The 17,287-nt window shown below is 57.7% G+C and carries 14 protein-coding genes and 1 tRNA gene; 11 read left to right on the forward strand and 4 right to left on the reverse strand.

All coding sequences use genetic code 11. From position 1 onward, the window contains the following. The first annotated feature begins 33 nt into the window (after positions 1-33). Positions 34-1,053 carry a DUF2066 domain-containing protein gene (locus CF137_RS10205; protein ID WP_101325235.1) on the forward strand — a complete coding sequence of 340 codons (1,020 nt, stop codon included), beginning with the start codon at positions 34-36 and terminating at the stop codon, positions 1,051-1,053. A 102-nt stretch (positions 1,054-1,155) separates the two neighbouring features. After that, positions 1,156-1,857 (forward strand): DnaA inactivator Hda, encoded by a 702-nt coding sequence (hda, locus tag CF137_RS10210; RefSeq protein ID WP_042022088.1) that lies wholly within the window; start codon positions 1,156-1,158, stop codon positions 1,855-1,857. Positions 1,858-1,975: 118 nt separating this feature from the next. Here the strand turns inward: hda and aceA are convergent, their stop codons facing one another. The 4 genes from aceA to CF137_RS10225 all read right to left on the reverse strand — a co-directional run bounded on the left by aceA (position 1,976) and on the right by CF137_RS10225 (position 6,098). Beyond that, positions 1,976-3,289 (reverse strand): isocitrate lyase, encoded by a 1,314-nt coding sequence (gene aceA / locus CF137_RS10215; RefSeq protein ID WP_139693517.1) that lies wholly within the window; start codon positions 3,287-3,289, stop codon positions 1,976-1,978. 73 nt (positions 3,290-3,362) lie between these two features. Then, positions 3,363-4,970, reverse strand: a complete 1,608-nt coding sequence (gene aceB, locus CF137_RS10220; protein ID WP_139718915.1) for a malate synthase A — start codon at positions 4,968-4,970, stop codon at positions 3,363-3,365. A gap of 687 nt (positions 4,971-5,657) precedes the next feature. After that, on the reverse strand, positions 5,658-5,798 hold the full coding sequence (locus CF137_RS22085; protein ID WP_162850435.1) for a hypothetical protein: 141 nt from the start codon (positions 5,796-5,798) through the stop codon (positions 5,658-5,660). A gap of 223 nt (positions 5,799-6,021) precedes the next feature. Then, positions 6,022-6,098, reverse strand: a tRNA-Pro gene (locus CF137_RS10225). Between the two features lie 243 nt (positions 6,099-6,341). Here CF137_RS10225 and tadA point away from each other — a divergent pair. The 9 genes from tadA to CF137_RS10270 form a co-directional block, all read left to right on the forward strand. Then, positions 6,342-6,887 (forward strand): tRNA adenosine(34) deaminase TadA, encoded by a 546-nt coding sequence (gene tadA, locus CF137_RS10230; RefSeq protein WP_162515913.1) that lies wholly within the window; start codon positions 6,342-6,344, stop codon positions 6,885-6,887. 204 nt (positions 6,888-7,091) lie between these two features. Next, the gene (locus tag CF137_RS10235; RefSeq protein WP_139718917.1) at positions 7,092-9,329 is read left to right on the forward strand and encodes an ABC transporter permease subunit; all 2,238 of its coding nucleotides are present in this window, start codon (positions 7,092-7,094) and stop codon (positions 9,327-9,329) included. A 32-nt stretch (positions 9,330-9,361) separates the two neighbouring features. Continuing rightward, positions 9,362-11,011, forward strand: coding sequence for a phosphate ABC transporter permease PstA (gene pstA / locus CF137_RS10240; RefSeq protein WP_101321469.1), 1,650 nt, complete (start codon positions 9,362-9,364; stop codon positions 11,009-11,011). Positions 11,012-11,143: 132 nt separating this feature from the next. Further along, positions 11,144-11,962, forward strand: a complete 819-nt coding sequence (gene pstB, locus CF137_RS10245) for a phosphate ABC transporter ATP-binding protein PstB (protein WP_042022101.1) — start codon at positions 11,144-11,146, stop codon at positions 11,960-11,962. 105 nt (positions 11,963-12,067) lie between these two features. Further along, the gene (gene phoU, locus CF137_RS10250) at positions 12,068-12,778 is read left to right on the forward strand and encodes a phosphate signaling complex protein PhoU (protein ID WP_101325231.1); all 711 of its coding nucleotides are present in this window, start codon (positions 12,068-12,070) and stop codon (positions 12,776-12,778) included. Between the two features lie 191 nt (positions 12,779-12,969). Beyond that, positions 12,970-14,289, forward strand: coding sequence for a polyamine export protein PaeA (paeA, locus tag CF137_RS10255; protein ID WP_101325230.1), 1,320 nt, complete (start codon positions 12,970-12,972; stop codon positions 14,287-14,289). A gap of 18 nt (positions 14,290-14,307) precedes the next feature. Then, positions 14,308-14,850, forward strand: a complete 543-nt coding sequence (locus tag CF137_RS10260; RefSeq protein WP_162515914.1) for a hypothetical protein — start codon at positions 14,308-14,310, stop codon at positions 14,848-14,850. Between the two features lie 294 nt (positions 14,851-15,144). Then, on the forward strand, positions 15,145-16,047 hold the full coding sequence (locus CF137_RS10265; RefSeq protein ID WP_139718919.1) for a homocysteine S-methyltransferase family protein: 903 nt from the start codon (positions 15,145-15,147) through the stop codon (positions 16,045-16,047). Between the two features lie 9 nt (positions 16,048-16,056). After that, positions 16,057-17,287, forward strand: a 1,231-nt coding sequence (locus tag CF137_RS10270) for a basic amino acid/polyamine antiporter (RefSeq protein ID WP_139718920.1), incomplete at its 3' end; no start/stop codon positions are given.

Genomic DNA, 17,287 nt, shown 5'->3' on the forward strand with positions numbered 1-17,287 from the left:
ATAAGCACACGCCCCCATTTCGAGACTCTGTTGATGTTCAAACGTGTTGTGACCGCCCTCTGCTGCGGCTTGTCATTCATGGCCTCGGCCGCTCAGGTCGCCGACCTTTATCAGGGCAAGGCACCGACCAGCGGCGACATGGCTACCGCTCAGTCTCAGGCGCTGGGGCAGGTATTGATCAAGGTGACCGGTAAACGGGATATCCTCACCCAACCAGTGGTCGTCAAGGCGTTGGCTGCGCCGGGTGACTATGTAAAGAGCTATGGCTATCAGGATCTGGACGCGGTCAAGTATCTGAAAGCCGAGTTCAACAGTGACAAGATCAACAGTCTGGTCTCCGAGAGCCAGTTTGCCCTGCTGGGCGCGGCGCGACCCCAGATGGCGATTTGGTTGGTGATGGATCAGGGTGAACGTCGCCTGCTGGCGGATCAATCGAGCGATGGCTGGGCGCAAGCCTTGCGTGAGCAGGCCCAGACGTTGGGGCTGCCTATCAGTATTCCGCTGATGGATCTTGACGACAACATGGCGGTCAGCACCACCGATGTGTGGGGTCGTTTTGCCGATCCGATTCTGCAAGCGAGCCAGCGCTATGGCGCCGAGATGGTGGTGCTGGGCAAGCTGACACCGGAAGGTGACCAGTGGAGCATCGACTGGGGACTCTATGGCCCCAAAGCCGCTGGCGAAGTGGCTGAGCTGACCCGTGGTAACAGCAGTGGCACTCAGGCCGAGGTGGCACAAGGGTTTGCCGATACTTTGGCAGCCTGGCTGGTGAAAAATTATGGCGCCCGTATCTCGGGCCCGGCAACCAGCCAGACTCTGGTGGTGGACGGGCTCTCTGAGGTGGACAGCATGATCGCCGTGCAGAAGATGCTGCAGGGGATGGCCAGCGTCAGCAAGGTGGCGATCGGTCAGCTGGAGGGTGATCAGGTGACCTTCAACTTCACCCTGCAAGGCGATCCGGCAGAGCTGGGGCGAGCGTTGCAACTCGAGAGCCGACTACGCAAGGTTGACGATAATGGCAGCGGTTTGCGTTACCAATGGTCGCAGCCCTGATTTTATAAGGCTTTTCCACACCGCCCGGCTTGTCCGGGCGGTTCTCTATCTGCCTTTGCGATGATACACTTAGCCACAAATGTCACAGTCAAAGCCTAACGAGTGAAGCAACCGGCCCAACTGTCTTTAGCCGTACAACTACCGGATGATGAAACCTTCGTCAGTTTTTATCCCGGCAACAATGCTCATCTGATCACCGCCCTCAAGAATGCGGCCATCGGTCAGGGATCGCCTTTCCTCTATTTTTGGGGGGCCAAGGGATCCGGGCGCTCTCATCTGCTCCATGCCACCTGTGCCGAGGTCAATGCCCGCGATGCGGCGGCGGCCTATCTCTCTCTCGATCAGTTCGAACAGCTCGATCCCAGCATGCTCGATGCCCTCGAAAGCCTGCCGCTGGTCTGTCTCGATAGCCTCGAAGCGATCGCCGGAAATGCAGTGTGGGAGCGAGCGCTGTTCGATTTTTACAATCGCTGGCAGGAGAAAGGAGAGGGGACGCTGGTGGTCACTGGCTGCAGTGCACCGCGCAAGCTGGGGCTACAGTTGCCGGATCTCGCCTCTCGTCTCGACTGGGGGGTAAGCTTTCATCTCGACGAACTGGATGATGAAGGCAAGCTCAGCGCCCTGCAACTGCGCGCCGAGCTGCGGGGCTTCAAACTGCCCATCGATGTGGGTCGTTTCCTGCTCAACCGACTTTCCCGCGACATGCGCACCCTGCTTACCACCCTCAATCAGCTCGATAACGCCTCATTTCGCGCCAAGCGCAAGCTGACCATCCCCTTTGTCAAAGAGATCCTCGAGCTCTGATCCTGTCGATGGTGTGCCGTTGCGCGTCTGACCGACGTTTAAATGGTAGATAAAAAGAAACCCCGGCTTCAGGCCGGGGTTTTGCTATTTCAAGGACTTTCTCAAAGAGTTCTGCCTATCAGTGGAACTGATCTTCTTCGGTGGAGCCGGTTAATGCGGTGACCGAGGATTGGCCACCCTGGATGACGGTGGTCACCTTGTCGAAGTATCCGGTACCGACCTCTTGTTGGTGCGCCACGAAGGTGTAGCCACGGCTGGCGGCAGCAAACTCCGGCTCCTGCACCATTTCAACGTAGTGCTTCATCCCCTCGCCACGGGCGTACTGATAAGCCAGTTCATACATGTGGAACCACATGTTGTGGATACCCGCGAGGGTAATGAACTGGTACTTGTAGCCCATGTCGGAGAGCGCCTGCTGGAAGCGGGCGATGGTGGCATCGTCCAGATTCTTTTTCCAGTTGAAGCTGGGTGAACAGTTATAGGCCAGGATGGTATCCGGGTACTGCGCCTTGATTGCTTCGGCAAACTTGCGCGCCTCGTCCAGATCCGGCTTGGCGGTTTCGCACCACACCATGTCGGCGTAGGGAGCGTAGGCCAGACCACGGGAGATAGCTTGCTCGATGCCTGCCTGCACCTTGTAGAAGCCTTCGGCAGTGCGCTCACCGGTCAGGAAGCCTGCATCATAAGGGTCGGCGTCGGTGGTCAGCAGATCCGCAGCGTTAGCATCGGTACGGGCGATCACCAGGGTGGTGGTGCCGCACACATCGGCTGCCAGACGGGCGGCAACCAGCTTCTGCACCGCTTCCTGGGTCGGCACCAGCACTTTGCCGCCCATATGGCCGCACTTCTTGACCGATGCCAGCTGATCTTCGAAGTGCACGCCAGCGGCGCCCGCTTCAATCATCCCCTTCATCAGTTCGAAGGCGTTCAGCACGCCACCGAAACCGGCTTCGGCATCAGCCACGATCGGCAGGAAGTAGTCGATAAAGCCGGCATCTTGCGGACCGACCTTGTTGGCCCACTGGATCTGGTCGGCACGGGCGAAGGAGTTGTTGATGCGATCAACAACGGACGGTACCGAGTTGGCCGGGTAGAGGGACTGATCAGGGTACATGGTGGAGGACAAGTTGTTGTCCGCCGCCACCTGCCAGCCCGAGAGGTAGATCGCCTCTATGCCCGCTTTGGCCTGCTGCACCGCCTGGCCGCCAGTCAGGGCGCCGAGGCAGTTGACGTAGCCCTTTTTGGCGCTGCCGTGGATCAGCTCCCACAGTTTGTCGGCGCCACGTTGGGCCAGGGTATGTGCAGGCTGCAAGCTGCCACGCAGGTTTACCACGTCTTCTGCGCTGTAGCCGCGCTTGATCCCTTTCCAGCGGGGGTTTTCTGCCCAGTCTTTCTCGATAGCCTGGATCTGTTGTTCACGGGTCAGTGCCATATCAGTTCCCTCTTTCATTGATTTCACGTTTCCATTGACTTGTTATTGGCGAGCCCCGCCCGGGGCCCGTGATTCAGAGCCGCTCGTAACCGGGCAGCGTCAGAAAATCGATCAGGGTATCCGCGCAAGTGATCTGCTCCATCAGCTCGCTTGCCTCGGCAAAGCGTCCTGCCTGCCAGCGCTCGGTCCCCACCTCGGCTTTGACCACTTCCAGCTCCTCGGCCAGCAATTGGCGGAACAGCTCCTTGGTCACCACCTTGCCGTTGGCGAGGCTCTTGCCGTGGCGGATCCACTGCCAGATGGAGGTGCGGGAGATCTCGGCGGTGGCGGCATCTTCCATCAGACCGTAGATGGGCACGCAGCCATTGCCATTGATCCAGGCCTCCAGATATTGCAGAGCGACTCGGATATTGGTGCGCATGCCCGCCTCGGTGCGTTCACCCTCACAGGGGGCCAGCAGGTCGACGGCGGTGATGGGAGCATCCTGCTCGCGCAGCACGCCGATCTGGTTCTTGACGCCAGCCGCAATGGTGGCATTGAACACCGCCATGGCGGTATCGGCGAGGCCGGGGTGGGCGACCCAGGTACCATCGTGGCCGTTGTTGGCTTCGCGCTCCTTGTCGGCTTTGACCTTGGCAAACACCTGCTCGTTGACGGCGGCATCTTTGGCCGGAATAAAGGCGGCCATGCCCCCCATCGCCAGCGCGCCGCGCTTGTGGCAGGTCTTGATCAGCAGCCGTGAGTAGGCGGAGAGGAACGGTTTGTCCATGGTCACCACCTGACGATCAGGCAGTACCCGATCCGGATGGTTCTTCAAGGTCTTGATGTAGCTGAAGATGTAGTCCCAGCGGCCACAGTTGAGGGCAACGATGTGATCCTTCATCTGATAGAGCAGCTCATCCATCTCGAACACCGCCGGCAGGGTTTCAATCAGCACGGTGGCCTTGATGGTGCCGCGGGGCAGACCGAACTTATCCTCGGTCCAGGCGAATACTTCGCTCCACCAGCGCCCTTCCAGATTGCTCTGCAATTTGGGTACGTAGAAGTAGGGGCCCGAGCCCTTGGCCAGCAGCGCCTGATAGTTGTGGAGGAAATAGAGGGCAAAATCGAACAGGCCGCCGGGGATGGGCTGGCCATCGAAGGTGACATGTTTTTCCGGCAGATGCAGACCACGGACCCGGCAGATGAGCACGGCCGGATTGGGGTTCAGGGTATAGGCCTTGCCTTCCGGACTGGTGTAGGAGACGGTGCCGTTGACCGCATCGCGCAGGTTGATTTGCCCCTCGATCACTTTATTCCAGGCGGGGGCCAGTGAATCCTCGAAGTCCGCCATGAACACTTTGACGTTGGCGTTGAGGGCGTTGATCACCATCTTGCGCTCGACCGGGCCGGTGATCTCCACTCGGCGGTCTTGCAGGTCGGCGGGAATGCCGCGAATGGTCCAGTCACCTTCACGGATGTGGGCGGTTTCCGGCAGGAAGTCCGGCAGCTCGCCGCCATCGATACGGGCCTGGCGTGCCACACGTTGTTTCAGTAATTCCCCTCTTTGGGGAGCAAAACGTTCCACCAGTTCGGAGACCAGAGCCACCGCGTCCGGCGTCAGAATTTGCGCGTATTCGGGCAGCATGTCGCCCTGGATGCGAAGGCGGGCGCTGCAGTGGGTCTGAGCCGGTGCCGACATAAGGTTCACTCCTTTGAGAATTACATTTTGAACTTACTAACTACGACTAAAGTCGATCCCTGTTCTTGCAAACTTCCCGTAACACCGGGATAACACGATTGATAAGGTGCGAAATATTGTTGATTACGTCAACAGTTTTTTTTAAACGCTCGTTTTTGACATATAGTTAAGTCGATGTTTTTTATCGATTTATGTAGTTGGTATAAAAGCTCTACACAGATGATTATGCTCCTGCTTTTTCCCATCGGACAACGGCTAATTTGGGCTGTGACCCTGCCCCTTATTTCGTAACTTATTACGTAATAAAATTACAAATGCAAAAACAAATCCCGACCTTACTCCAGGCTTTGCCAAAACAGCCGTATAAAGCGCGTTTGAATATGCCATTTAGGGTTCTGCCTTTACTGATACTGGTGAATGAACGCCTGTTTTAAACTTGTAGAGGTGGGGTGGGCTCTGTTGGCACCAGCTGCTGCAGTGATGGAAAGTGAAGCGCAATAACGTAGGTTTGTATCAGTTGTCGGGGGTAATGGCAGGGAGGTGAGGGGGATAAATTTCAGTCAATAATACTGCTATCCTTGATAGAATTAGCAGTTTGTTGTTTTTTGCTGGGGCGTCGCCAAGTGGTGGAAAAAGCGACGTTAAACGGAGGGAGTCATGGAAGATTGAGCGGCCACCTGGCCGGGCTCAATAGTCATCATCCGGCTCGGCCAAGTCGATCACATCCAGCTGGATGACATATTCATCTTCGTTTTCGCTGTTGCAAGGGGTGTCGTGAGGAACAGAATAGAGCGGAGTTACGGGTGTGACATCGGTGGTCTGGTGCATGCCTGGTCCTGTGTTGAACGCAAGCCGGACAGTGATCCCTTCACTGGTGTTTCCACCTCCCTGTTTTGTCTACCGGCGGAAAGGTGCGCATCTTAATGAGTTCATCAAAAAGATTCAAGTGGTTCTGGCTGTTTTTTGTGCTTGGTAGGCTAGCATCGTCAGGAAGATAAATTGGAGGCATAAAAATAGCCCAGTCGTTTGACTGGGCTATTTTCGAGGAAAATGGTCGGTGTGAGAGGATTCGAACCTCCGACCCTCTACACCCCATGCAGATGCGCTACCTGGCTGCGCTACACACCGACGGAGTCAGTTCGAGCTGACGGAAGGGAGTCTAATGATATGAATCTGTTGGTGCAACTCCTTTTTTATCAGTGAGATGCCAACTGCTACTTTATTGTGCAGACAAGATGTGGCTTGGGCATGAAGGGGAGATTTGGCATAATCGCCGACCCTTCGCCGCCCTGTGATAGTGGCGTCATGTACCGGTTCAGATAACCGCATGGCATGGGCGAGGGATCAGCGAATCGATATCTATAGAGAGGCATGGGCGTGAAACCAGCAGCGGTCACAGAGATACTCAGTCACACAGCACAGGATGAACAGTGGATGCGCCATGCCATGGCCTTGGCCACCCAAGCTGAAGGGATTGGCGAGATCCCGGTCGGCGCCGTGCTGGTGCTGGATGGTCAGGTGGTGGGGGAGGGGTGGAACTGCTCCATCAGCGAACACGATGCCTGTGCCCATGCCGAGGTGATGGCGATCCGGGCGGCGGGCAAGCAGCTGGCAAACTACCGGCTGATCGACACCGTGCTCTATGTAACGCTGGAGCCTTGCTGCATGTGTGCCGGTGCGCTGATCCATAGTCGGGTCAAGCGGGTGGTCTATGGCGCCCGGGATCTCAAGACCGGAGCTGCGGGGTCAGTGTTCGAGATTTTGCAGGATCCGCGTCATAACCACAGGATTGAGCTAACCGGCGGGGTGCTGGCCGAGGCTTGCTCGGCCCAGCTTTCTGCGTTTTTCAAACGCCGCCGGGCCGAGAAGAAGGCAGCCAAGTTGGTGCTGCAACAATCAAACGATGTTCTTTCCTGAATGACTCAACGGGCAGTGTGCACTGCCCGCTGATGGCGATTTAAAATATCTGTATATAAACAGTCGGTTAAGTGTGCCCTTCCTGAGATAAACCCCCGCTTTTTGTACCCTGCAATAACCTCTTTCAAACAGGTGCTCATGTAACAAAACTGTCATGTTACTGCCATATAATCCCGCCAAGCCTAGCTTACATTGAGGTTTTGCATGTCATCGGAATCGTTAAATTTGGTTATGGCGGGCAGTAGAAAACGCCGGATCAAGGATAAATTAGCCAAATATGGCGTCACCACAGGCGGAGCCCTGGTACTGGTGGCGCTGTTGCTTATCTTCTTCTATCTGCTCTATGTGGTGAAACCCATCTTCAATGGTGCCACCATGGAGCCGACTGCGTCATTTACTCTGCCCGTTGCAGGCAAGACCGCCTGGCTCGGAATGGAGGAGCAGAACGAGATCGGCTATCGCTTCAGCGATAAAGGGCTGGTCAACTTCTTCGCCCTTCAGGGAGAGGGCAAGGTCAAGATCGGGCAGTCTCTGGGTAATGGCCAGGTCATGGGCGACATCACCACAGTGACCAGTCCGGCGCCGGGCCAGAAGCTTATCGCCTATGGCTTTGCCGATGGCAAGGCGCAAGTGGTCCAACCGGCGTTCAAGGTCTCTTATCCCAACGATGTACGGGTGATCGAGCCCAGCCTGCAATATCCTTTCGGCGAAGAACCCGTGGTGATCGACCCGCAAGGCAAGCCGTTGCAGCTGCTAGTGTTTGAAGCCACCAAGGACAAGATGGCCACTGCCGCCGTGACCGAAGATGGTCGTGGCGTGATGACGGTGATGAGCGGTGAGGAGAACTTCATCTCCGGCGAGGTGGAGTGGAGCGCCCAAAACTACAGTATTCCTGCTTTGCCGCGCCATGTGGATCAGCTGCTGCTGACCCCGAACCTTCGCATCTTGCTGGTGCGCGAAGGCAATCGCCTCTCTGTCTATGACATCCATAATCTCAGCGAAATATCGTTGCGTAATGTGATGGAGATTAACGCCCCCAATGCCAACGTGACCCGGGTTGAGCTGCTTTCTGGCGCCTCCTCCCTGCTCGTGGGCAACGACAATGGCATTATCTCCCAGTGGTTTGAAGTGGCGAAAGATGGCAAACGTCAGTTTACCCAAATCCGTGACTTTAAAGGCGATGGCGCTGTGGATCTGCTGACGCCAGAGCATTACCGCAAAGGCTTCGTCAGTGCCGACAAGGATGGCGCAATCAGCTTCTTCCATGCCACTGGCGAGACCAAGTTGCTGAGTGAAAAGGTCGCGGGCGGTGAGCTGTCTGCGTTGGCGATCTCTCCTCGTCACAACACGCTGCTGATGCAGCAGGGCAATACCTTCACCGTGTTTGCGGTCGAGAACGATCACCCCGAGGTCACCTGGTCTGCCCTGTGGCAAGAGGTGTGGTATGAGGGGTATCCGGAGCCGCAATATGTGTGGCAATCCACGTCGGCCAGCAACGACTTTGAAGCCAAGCTGAGCCTGGTGCCGCTGGTGTTTGGCACCCTGAAAGCCTCGTTCTACGCCATGATGTTTGCGGTACCGCTCGGCGTGGCTGGTGCCATCTACACCGCTTACTTCATGTCTGCTGGATTGCGCAAGTATGTCAAGCCGACCGTCGAGATCATGGCGGCGCTGCCGACCGTTATTCTCGGCTTCCTGGCCGGGCTGTGGTTAGCCCCAATCATTGAAGGGGCCTTGCCTGGCGTCATCTTGTTGCTGATATTGCTGCCGATGGGAATGCTGTTGACCGCGCTTCTCTGGAACTATCTGCCGGAGCGCGGCAAGACCTGGCTGCCGGAAGGGTGGCACGCCATCCTGCTTATTCCGGTGCTGCTGCTGATTGGCTGGGGTGCCTTTGCCTTGAGCCCGCTCATCGAGAATGTCTTTATGAACGGTGATTCGCGCATCTGGCTGACCCACGAAATGGGCATCAAGTTTGACCAGCGCAACTCGCTGGTGGTCGGTATCGCCATGGGCTTTGCGGTCATCCCCACCATCTTCTCGATTGCTGAAGATGCGGTCTTCTCGGTGCCCAAGCATCTGACTCAGGGCTCGCTGGCCCTCGGTGCGACCCCGTGGCAGACCTTGAGCCGGGTGGTGATCCTCACCGCCAGTCCCGGCATCTTCTCGGCGGTGATGATGGGCCTTGGCCGCGCGGTGGGCGAGACCATGATCGTACTGATGGCGACCGGCAACACCCCCATCATGGACTTCTCCATGTTCCAGGGCTTGCGTACGTTGGCTGCCAACATCGCGGTAGAGATGCCTGAATCGGAAGTGGGCAGTTCTCACTATCGGGTGCTGTTCCTCGCGGCCTTCGTCCTGTTTGTGTTCACCTTTTTCTTCAACACCCTGGCCGAGTTTGTCCGTCAGCGGTTGCGTGAAAAATACAGCTCGATGTAAGGGGCGAATCTGTAATGGACAAGGAATCGACAATGGGTAAGTGGTTTAAATCAGGGGCCCCCTGGATCTGGATGACCGGCGGTGCCGTCAGCCTGAGTCTGGTGGCGGTGCTGGGTCTGCTACTGCTAATCGGCTGGCGTGGTCTGGTCTACTTCTGGCCTCACCCCATCTATGAATGGCAACTTGAAGATGCCAGTGGCAATAAAAGTGTATTGATCGGCGAGATCAACGATCGCGAGCTGGTACCCGTGGAGCGACTGCGCGCCGCAGGTCTGCCGCTGGAAGGGGAAGAGCGTGAGGTGTTGACCCGCTATCTGGTCAAGACCGGCAACCGCGAGTTCGTCGACCTCGATTTTCGCTGGGTGCTGGAGACCGATATCAAGTCCCAAAGCCAGCCCGCTGAGCTGACCATGGTGGAGCGTGCTACCAATGGTAACTTTTATGGTTACATCGCTTCAGTGAAAGAGGATGGGCGCGAGTTTACCGAGGATCTCCATCCTGCGTTGTTGCGGATGCTGGCCCGTGCCAATTCGCTTTCCGAGCAGGCCAACGACCTGCAAAAAGGGGACATTGGCAGTATCAACTATCAGTTGGAGCGGTTGCGTTTGAAAGAGCGCAAGGCCGAGCTGGATGACAAGCTGACCGATCAGCTTAAAGCCGAACTGGCCAGCGAGCGAAAGACGCTTAACGACCGTTATCAGGTGCTCGAGAAGGAGCTCTTCTCTCTGCGCAGCCAGGCCGACCGCGACTCGATTACCGTCAAGGATATGCGCGGCGAGCTGGTGACCATGCCGATGTCCAAGGTGCTGGATGTGGTGTGGCCCAACGATATGAACCTGATAGCCAAAGTGGGTTACTGGTTCCACCAGATCGGTAAATTCGTCTCGGACGATCCCCGTGAGGCCAATACCGAGGGGGGCGTGTTCCCGGCCATCTTCGGCACCGTGTTCATGGTGATCCTGATGGCGATCATTGTCACGCCGCTGGGAGTGGTGGCTGCGGTCTACCTGCACGAGTACGCGGGCAAGAACAGTTTGACCAAGATTATCCGGATCGCGGTGATTAACCTGGCGGGGGTGCCCTCCATCGTTTACGGCGTGTTTGGTCTGGGTTTCTTTGTCTACACGCTAGGTGGTTCACTGGATCAGCTGTTCTACCCGGAAGCGCTGCCGAGCCCGACCTTTGGTTCACCCGGCGTTATCTGGTCGGCACTGACCCTGGCGATCCTGACCCTGCCGGTGGTGATTGTCTCCACTGAAGAGGGACTGTCCCGTATTCCCAGTACCATTCGTCAGGGGTCACTGGCGCTCGGTGCCACCCAGGCCGAGACCCTGTGGCGTATCGTGTTGCCAATGGCGAGCCCGGCCATCATGACCGGCCTTATCCTGGCGATTGCCCGTGCGGCGGGAGAAGTTGCACCCTTGATGCTGGTCGGTGTGGTGAAACTGGCGCCGACCCTGCCGATGGATGGCAACTTCCCGTACCTGCATGTGGAGCGTAAGTTCATGCACCTTGGCTTCCACATCTATGATGTCGGATTCCAGAGCCCCAACGTCGAAGCTGCGCGGCCGCTGGTGTATGCCACTTCCTTCCTGCTGGTGACGGTGATCGTTGGCCTGAACTTGACGGCTATCGGTATTCGTAACCATCTGCGTGAAAAATTCCGGTCGCTGGAGCATTAATCCAGCCACCCCAGATTGATATAGCGGTAATCGATTGGCGGCAAATGTGCCTGCCGCCATCGTTACCAAGTAGGTATTCAGGTCGTTGGCATCGAGCTGTGCCAGCCACCCCAGACTGATTTGAGGTAACAGATGATCAACGTAACGACCACCGCCACCCAGCACACCGCACTGGACTTGCTTAACCTGAGCCCGCAGCAGACCGCGCTGGAGGTGAAGGATCTCAACCTGTACTACGGCAACAAGCAGGCGCTGTTCAACGTCAACATGAAGATCCCCAAAGGCCAGGTAACCGCCTTTATCGGGCCATCCGGTTGTGGCAAATCGACCCTGCTGCGCTGCATCAACCGGATGAATGATCTGGTGGATATCTGCCGCATCGAAGGGGAAATTCAACTGCATGGTCACAACATCTATGACAAGAGCGTGGATGTATCTGCCCTGCGTCGTCAGGTGGGCATGGTGTTCCAGCGCCCCAACCCGTTCCCCAAGTCCATCTATGAGAACGTGGTCTATGGCTTGCGCCTGCAAGGGATCAACGATCGCCGTACGCTGGATGAAGCCGCCGAGCGTTCGTTGCGCGGCGCAGCCTTGTGGGAGGAGGTAAAGGATCGTCTGCACGACAACGCCTTTGGTCTTTCTGGTGGTCAGCAGCAGCGTCTGGTGATTGCCCGCGCCATCGCCATCGAGCCGGAAGTGTTGTTACTTGATGAGCCGACCTCGGCACTTGACCCGATTTCAACCCTCACCATCGAGGAGCTGATCAACGAGTTGAAAAGCCAGTTCACCGTGGTGATCGTGACCCACAACATGCAGCAGGCGGCACGGGTGTCGGATCAGACCGCCTTTATGTATATGGGCGAGCTTATCGAGTACTCGAATACCAACACCATTTTTACTACCCCGGCCAAGAAAAAGACCGAAGATTACATCACCGGTCGTTACGGCTAAGTCACAGGTGGCGTAATGAGGGGTATCCGTAACATGAGCATCAATAAACAGATTACCAGCCAGTTCAACGGCTAAGGCATAATCGGAGCATCAAGGATTATTTGTATGGACAATATGAACCTCAATAAACACATCTCCGGTCAGTTCAATGCCGAGCTAGAGAGCGTGCGCAATCAGGTGTTGGTGATGGGAGGGCTGGTAGAGCAACAACTCACCGATGCCATCGCCGCCATCCACGACCAAGATCTCGATGCAGCGCGCAAAATCGTAGCCAAAGACCATGCGGTCAATGCGATGGAAGTGGCGATCGACGAGGAGTGCACCCGCATCATCGCCAAGCGTCAACCGACCGCCTCCGACCTGCGGCTGGTGATGGCGATCATCAAAACCATCACAGATCTGGAGCGGATCGGCGATGTGGCTGACAAAATTGCCCGCATGCTGACCGATAACGCCAACAAGCCCCAGCCACCCTTGGTCTCTTTGGAGAACATGGGCCGTCGTACCATCAAGATGCTGCATGATGTGCTCGACGCCTTCGCCCGCATGGATCTGGATGCGGCACTGGCGGTCTACAAGGAAGATGACAAGGTTGATCGGGAGTACGAATCGATCATTCGTGAACTGATGACCTATATGATGGAAGATCCCCGCACCATCCCTCAGGTTCTCAACGTACTGTGGGCGGCACGGGCCATCGAGCGGGTCGGCGATCGTTGCCAACATATCTGCGAATACATCGTTTACTACGTGAAAGGCAAGGATGTGCGTCATACCAAGGGGGATGACTTGGGTGCCCTGTTGGGTAAGGACTAAGCTGAAGTGAATAAAAAGGCGCGCCAAGCGCCTTTTTTTGTTGCACCTGTCCACAGAGTAAGATAAAGCACCCAATACGCTGTTTTCTGGTAGAATAGCGCCCCTGTGTGGGTCCCGGATGGGCTCACGGTCTGGTCTCCCAGGCCCAGTTTACCGTCTTGTGCTAAGGCGGGTGTAGCAATAGGTTCATCATGAGTTTTGCCGATAGTGTGTTTTTTTTAATGCTGCTGGTTGGCGGTAGTGTGTTTTTCTCCCTCTCCGAGATCTCTCTCGCCGCCTCTCGCAAGATCAAGTTGCAGGTAATGGCGGACGAAGGTAATCGCCAGGCCGAAAAGGTGCTGGCGCTGCAAGCCCAGCCGGGCAACTTTTTTACCGTGGTACAGATTGGCCTCAATACTGTCGCCATTTTGGGCGGTATTCTGGGCGAATCAGCCCTGAACCCCGCTATCAAGCTGTTTGTCGCTCGCTTCTATCAAGGCCCCTGGCTCTCCGAGATAAGCTCGGTCGTCTCTTTCGTCGTCGTTACCAGCCTGTTTATCCTGATCGCCGACCTGATGCCCAAGCGCCTTGCCATGAGTATGCCGGAGCGGGTTGCCGTGGTGGTGGTACGCCCCATGCTGCTGTGCGTGACCCTGCTGATGCCGCTGGTGTGGTTCTTCAACGGCATGGCGAACGGGCTGTTCCGCCTGCTGCGGGTCTCCATGATCCGCAACGACGAGATCACCTCCGATGATATCTATGCGGTGATGGATGCCGGTGCCGAGGCTGGGGTTATCCAGCGCGAGGAGCATCAGCTGATCGAGAACGTGTTCGAGCTGCAGTCCCTTGGCGTGACCTCCGCCATGACGGCCCGTGAGAGCCTGATCTACTTCACCCTGCAAGAGGGCGAAGAGAGCATCAAGGCCAAGATTGCCGAGCATCCCCACAACAAGTTTCTGGTCTGTGACCACAACCTCGACAGCATCAAGGGCTTTGTCGACGCCAAAGAGCTGCTGATCCGCGTCATCAGTGGCCAGAGCATCGATCTGATCGGCGGCAACCTGGTGCAGAACGTCATCATCATCCCCGACACCCTGAACCTCTACGAGGCGATGGAGTACTTCAAAAATCACAGAGGTGATTTTGCCGTGGTGATGAACGAGTACGCGCTGGTGGTGGGGATTGTCACCATGAACGACCTGATGAGTACCGTGATGGGCGAGTGGGCGACCCACGTGGTGGAAGAGCAGATTGTGCAGCGGGATGAAAACTCCTGGCTGGTGGACGGGGTAACCCCGATCTCGGATGTGATGCGATCGTTCGATATAGAGGCATTCCCGGAAAGCCAGAACTACGAGACCATCGCCGGTTTTATTATGTTTATGCTGCGCAAGATCCCCAAGCGCACAGACTCGGTCACCTACGCCGGTTACAAGTTTGAAGTAGTGGATATCGACAGCTACAAGATTGATCAGCTGCTGGTTACCCGGGTCGAGCCGGTGGTGGCCGAGAAGCCAGCTCAGGAATCGTAAAGGAGCAACATAAGAGTCATGAAGATGCAGTCTCATTCCCGTGCGTTGGCCTGTGTCGCGCTCGCTCTGGCACTGGGCGCCTGTAGCCAGAGTGCCCCGCGCAAAGCCACAGTGGCAGCCAAGCCGGTTGCCCCCCAGCCTGCTGTGGTGGTGCCGCAGCCGGATCCCGATGCGGTGGTGCAAAGCGGCATGGCCGAGCCAAGCCCGGTCTTTGACGAGGAGTACCACGGCCCGGATCAGGGCTCGCTGGAGTCGGTGACCGCGCTGTTTGCCCGTGGTTACATCGAGTCCGCCATGCGCGAGACCATGCTGGCCGCGGTGCACAACGACTATCCGTTGCTCGGCATGCGGGATGTGCGGCTGACCGATCCTGTCTCCAAATTCCTTACCTCCGAGCATGCGGCCATGACGGCTCATGACTACCTCTACACGGGTGTGCAGCGCAGGCTGGGTCGCCCGCTCAGTCCTGCCCAGTGGGAGCAGATCTGGCGTGGCTTGCCGCAGCAGGGGCGGGTTTCCGACTGGGTCAAACAGATCAAACGAGTACTGGCCGGGCGTTAAGCCGCCAGCGGATCAAGATAGTGATGAGGCCACCTTCGGGTGGCCTCTTGCATTTCTGCGTTTGCCTCGCCGTTTGCATGCTGATTTCTGTTGATACTGATTGCCGCCAGTGGTGCTTTGTTTTATCTTGTTTTAGCCATCTAAACATCTATATGTTTTTATGGCTAAATTATAAAGGTGCTTCACCAGGATGAAGCTGGACGATCTGCAGCGATTCAGCGCGAAACCACAGATCAACAAGACAAACAGATAAATACGCAAATAAACAACGCACATAACAAAGAGACACGACAGATGGAAACCAGGGAATTGTGGGTGCTGGATGGGGGCATGGGGCGCGAGCTGGCACGGCGGGGGGCTCCGTTTCGTCAGCCCGAGTGGTCGGCGCTGGCCTTGATGGAGGCGCCAGAGACGGTGCGCGAAGTGCATCAGGCTTATGTGGCAAGCGGAGCCAGGGTCATCACCACCAACAGCTATGCGCTGGTGCCGTTTCATATCGGCGATGAACGTTTCTTTGCCGAAGGGGAGGGGCTGGCAGCGCTGGCTGGTCAACTGGCCCGCGAGGTGGTTGACGCGCAGAAGGGCGCCGTGCAGGTGGCGGGTTCCTTGCCGCCGCTGTTTGGCTCTTACCGTGCCGACCTGTTCAAGGCGGACAAGGTGAGCGAGCTGGCCACGCCGCTTATTCGGGCGCTGTCACCTCATGTGGATATCTGGCTGGCCGAGACCATGAGCCTGATTGCCGAGCCACTGGCCCTGAAAGCGCTGCTGCCTGAAGATGGCAAGCCGTTCTGGGTCTCCTTCACCCTGGAAGATGAGGCGCCGGGCAACGAGCCGCTACTGCGTTCCGGCGAGCGGGTGGCCGATGCCGTTACCGCGCTGGTGGCGGCCGGAGTCGATGCCATCCTGTTCAACTGCTGTCAGCCCGAGGTGATCGAGGGGGCCCTCGAGGTTGCCCGCGCCCGATTGCAGGCGCTGGGCCGTGCTGACATTCGCCTCGGTGCTTATGCCAACGCCTTCCCGCCGCAACCCAAAGAGGCCACCGCCAACGACGGGCTGGATGAGCTCCGCGCCGATCTGGGGCCGCTGGATTACCTTGGCTGGGCCGAGCGCTGGCGCGCGGCCGGCGCGAATTTGATCGGCGGTTGCTGCGGCATCGGCCCTGAGCATATTCAGGCGCTGAGCAGCCGGTTGCGCTAAGGAGTCCCCATGAAAGAGAGCAAGATTGGGCTCTGGTCCCTCACCGCGCTGGTGTTCAGCTCCATGGTGGGGGCGGGGATTTTCAGCCTGCCCCAGAACATGGCCGAAGTGGCGGGCGCACGCGCCGTGTTGATCGGCTGGGGCGTGACCGGGGTGGGCATAGTGGCGCTCGCCATGAGTTTTCTCTATCTGTCGCGGCTCAGACCCGATCTCGACGGCGGCATCTACAGCTACGCCCGCGCCGGTTTTGGCGAACTGGTGGGTTTCTTCTCCGCCTGGGGCTACTGGCTCTGCGCCACCATCGGCGTGGTGGGCTATCTGGTGATCGCCTTTGCGGCGCTGGGTAGCTTTGTCGATACCCCGGAACAGATCTGGTTTGGTGACGGCAATACCTTGGCGGCGTTTGTCGGCGAGTCCTGCATCCTCTGGGCGGTGCACCTGCTGGTGGCCCGCGGCGTGCAGCAGGCGGCGCTGTTCAATCTGGTGGCGACCCTGGCCAAGAGCCTGCCGCTGCTGCTGTTTATCCTGTTCGCCTGCTACTGGTTCGACCCGGTCACCTTCGCGGCGGATCAGCAGGGCAGCACCCTTGCGGTGCCGGTCTCCAAGCAGGTGCGCAATACCATGCTGATCACCCTCTGGGTCTTTACCGGCATCGAGGGAGCGGCGGTGCTGTCGGCCCGGGCGAGAAACAAGCGGGATGTGGGCACGGCCACCGTGCTGGGGGTGGTATTGGCCCTGCTACTCTATGTGCTTATCTCGGTGCTGGCGCTGGGGATATTGAGCAGACCCGAACTGGCAGCCCTGCCCAACCCCTCCATGGCAGGGCTGATGGCCCAGATGACCGGCTCCTGGGGCAAGCTGCTGATCAGCGTCGGCCTTATCGTCTCGGTGCTCGCCTCCTACGTGAGCTGGACCCTGTTCTCGGCCGAGGTGCCGTTCAGCGCGGCCCGTCACGGTGCGTTTCCCGCCATCTTCCGCCGTCAGAACCGCAGCGGCACCCCCATCGCATCGCTCTGGCTCACCAGTGTGACGGTGCAGGTATGCCTGCTGCTGGTGTGGCTGCTTGGCAAGGGCTACACCAGCCTGCTGCTTATCTCGACCTCGATGATTTTGGTGCCCTACCTGCTGATCGGCCTGTTCCTGCTCAAGCTCTCTTTTAGTGGCGAGAGTGAGGGCGGGCAGGGCAGGGTCCTAATGCGGGCGGTGGCGCTGGTGGCGAGAGGTTATGGCTTCTGGCTGC

Origin of the sequence: Aeromonas sobria (assembly GCF_006243315.1) — a bacterium.
Classification (GTDB): Bacteria; Pseudomonadota; Gammaproteobacteria; order Enterobacterales; family Aeromonadaceae; genus Aeromonas; species Aeromonas sobria_A.

What these genes read in the sequence shown, in the direction of transcription:
- CF137_RS10205 (WP_101325235.1), top strand. Translation starts at nt 34, where the DNA reads ATGTTCAAACGTGTTGTGACCGCCCTCTGCTGCGGCTTGTCATTCATG.
- aceA (WP_139693517.1), bottom strand. Translation starts at nt 3,289, where the DNA reads ATGGCACTGACCCGTGAACAACAGATCCAGGCTATCGAGAAAGACTGG.
- aceB (WP_139718915.1), bottom strand. Translation starts at nt 4,970, where the DNA reads ATGTCGGCACCGGCTCAGACCCACTGCAGCGCCCGCCTTCGCATCCAG.
- CF137_RS22085 (WP_162850435.1), bottom strand. Translation starts at nt 5,798, where the DNA reads ATGCACCAGACCACCGATGTCACACCCGTAACTCCGCTCTATTCTGTT.
- tadA (WP_162515913.1), top strand. Translation starts at nt 6,342, where the DNA reads ATGGGCGTGAAACCAGCAGCGGTCACAGAGATACTCAGTCACACAGCA.
- CF137_RS10235 (WP_139718917.1), top strand. Translation starts at nt 7,092, where the DNA reads ATGTCATCGGAATCGTTAAATTTGGTTATGGCGGGCAGTAGAAAACGC.
- pstA (WP_101321469.1), top strand. Translation starts at nt 9,362, where the DNA reads ATGGGTAAGTGGTTTAAATCAGGGGCCCCCTGGATCTGGATGACCGGC.
- pstB (WP_042022101.1), top strand. Translation starts at nt 11,144, where the DNA reads ATGATCAACGTAACGACCACCGCCACCCAGCACACCGCACTGGACTTG.
- phoU (WP_101325231.1), top strand. Translation starts at nt 12,068, where the DNA reads ATGGACAATATGAACCTCAATAAACACATCTCCGGTCAGTTCAATGCC.
- paeA (WP_101325230.1), top strand. Translation starts at nt 12,970, where the DNA reads ATGAGTTTTGCCGATAGTGTGTTTTTTTTAATGCTGCTGGTTGGCGGT.
- CF137_RS10260 (WP_162515914.1), top strand. Translation starts at nt 14,308, where the DNA reads ATGAAGATGCAGTCTCATTCCCGTGCGTTGGCCTGTGTCGCGCTCGCT.
- CF137_RS10265 (WP_139718919.1), top strand. Translation starts at nt 15,145, where the DNA reads ATGGAAACCAGGGAATTGTGGGTGCTGGATGGGGGCATGGGGCGCGAG.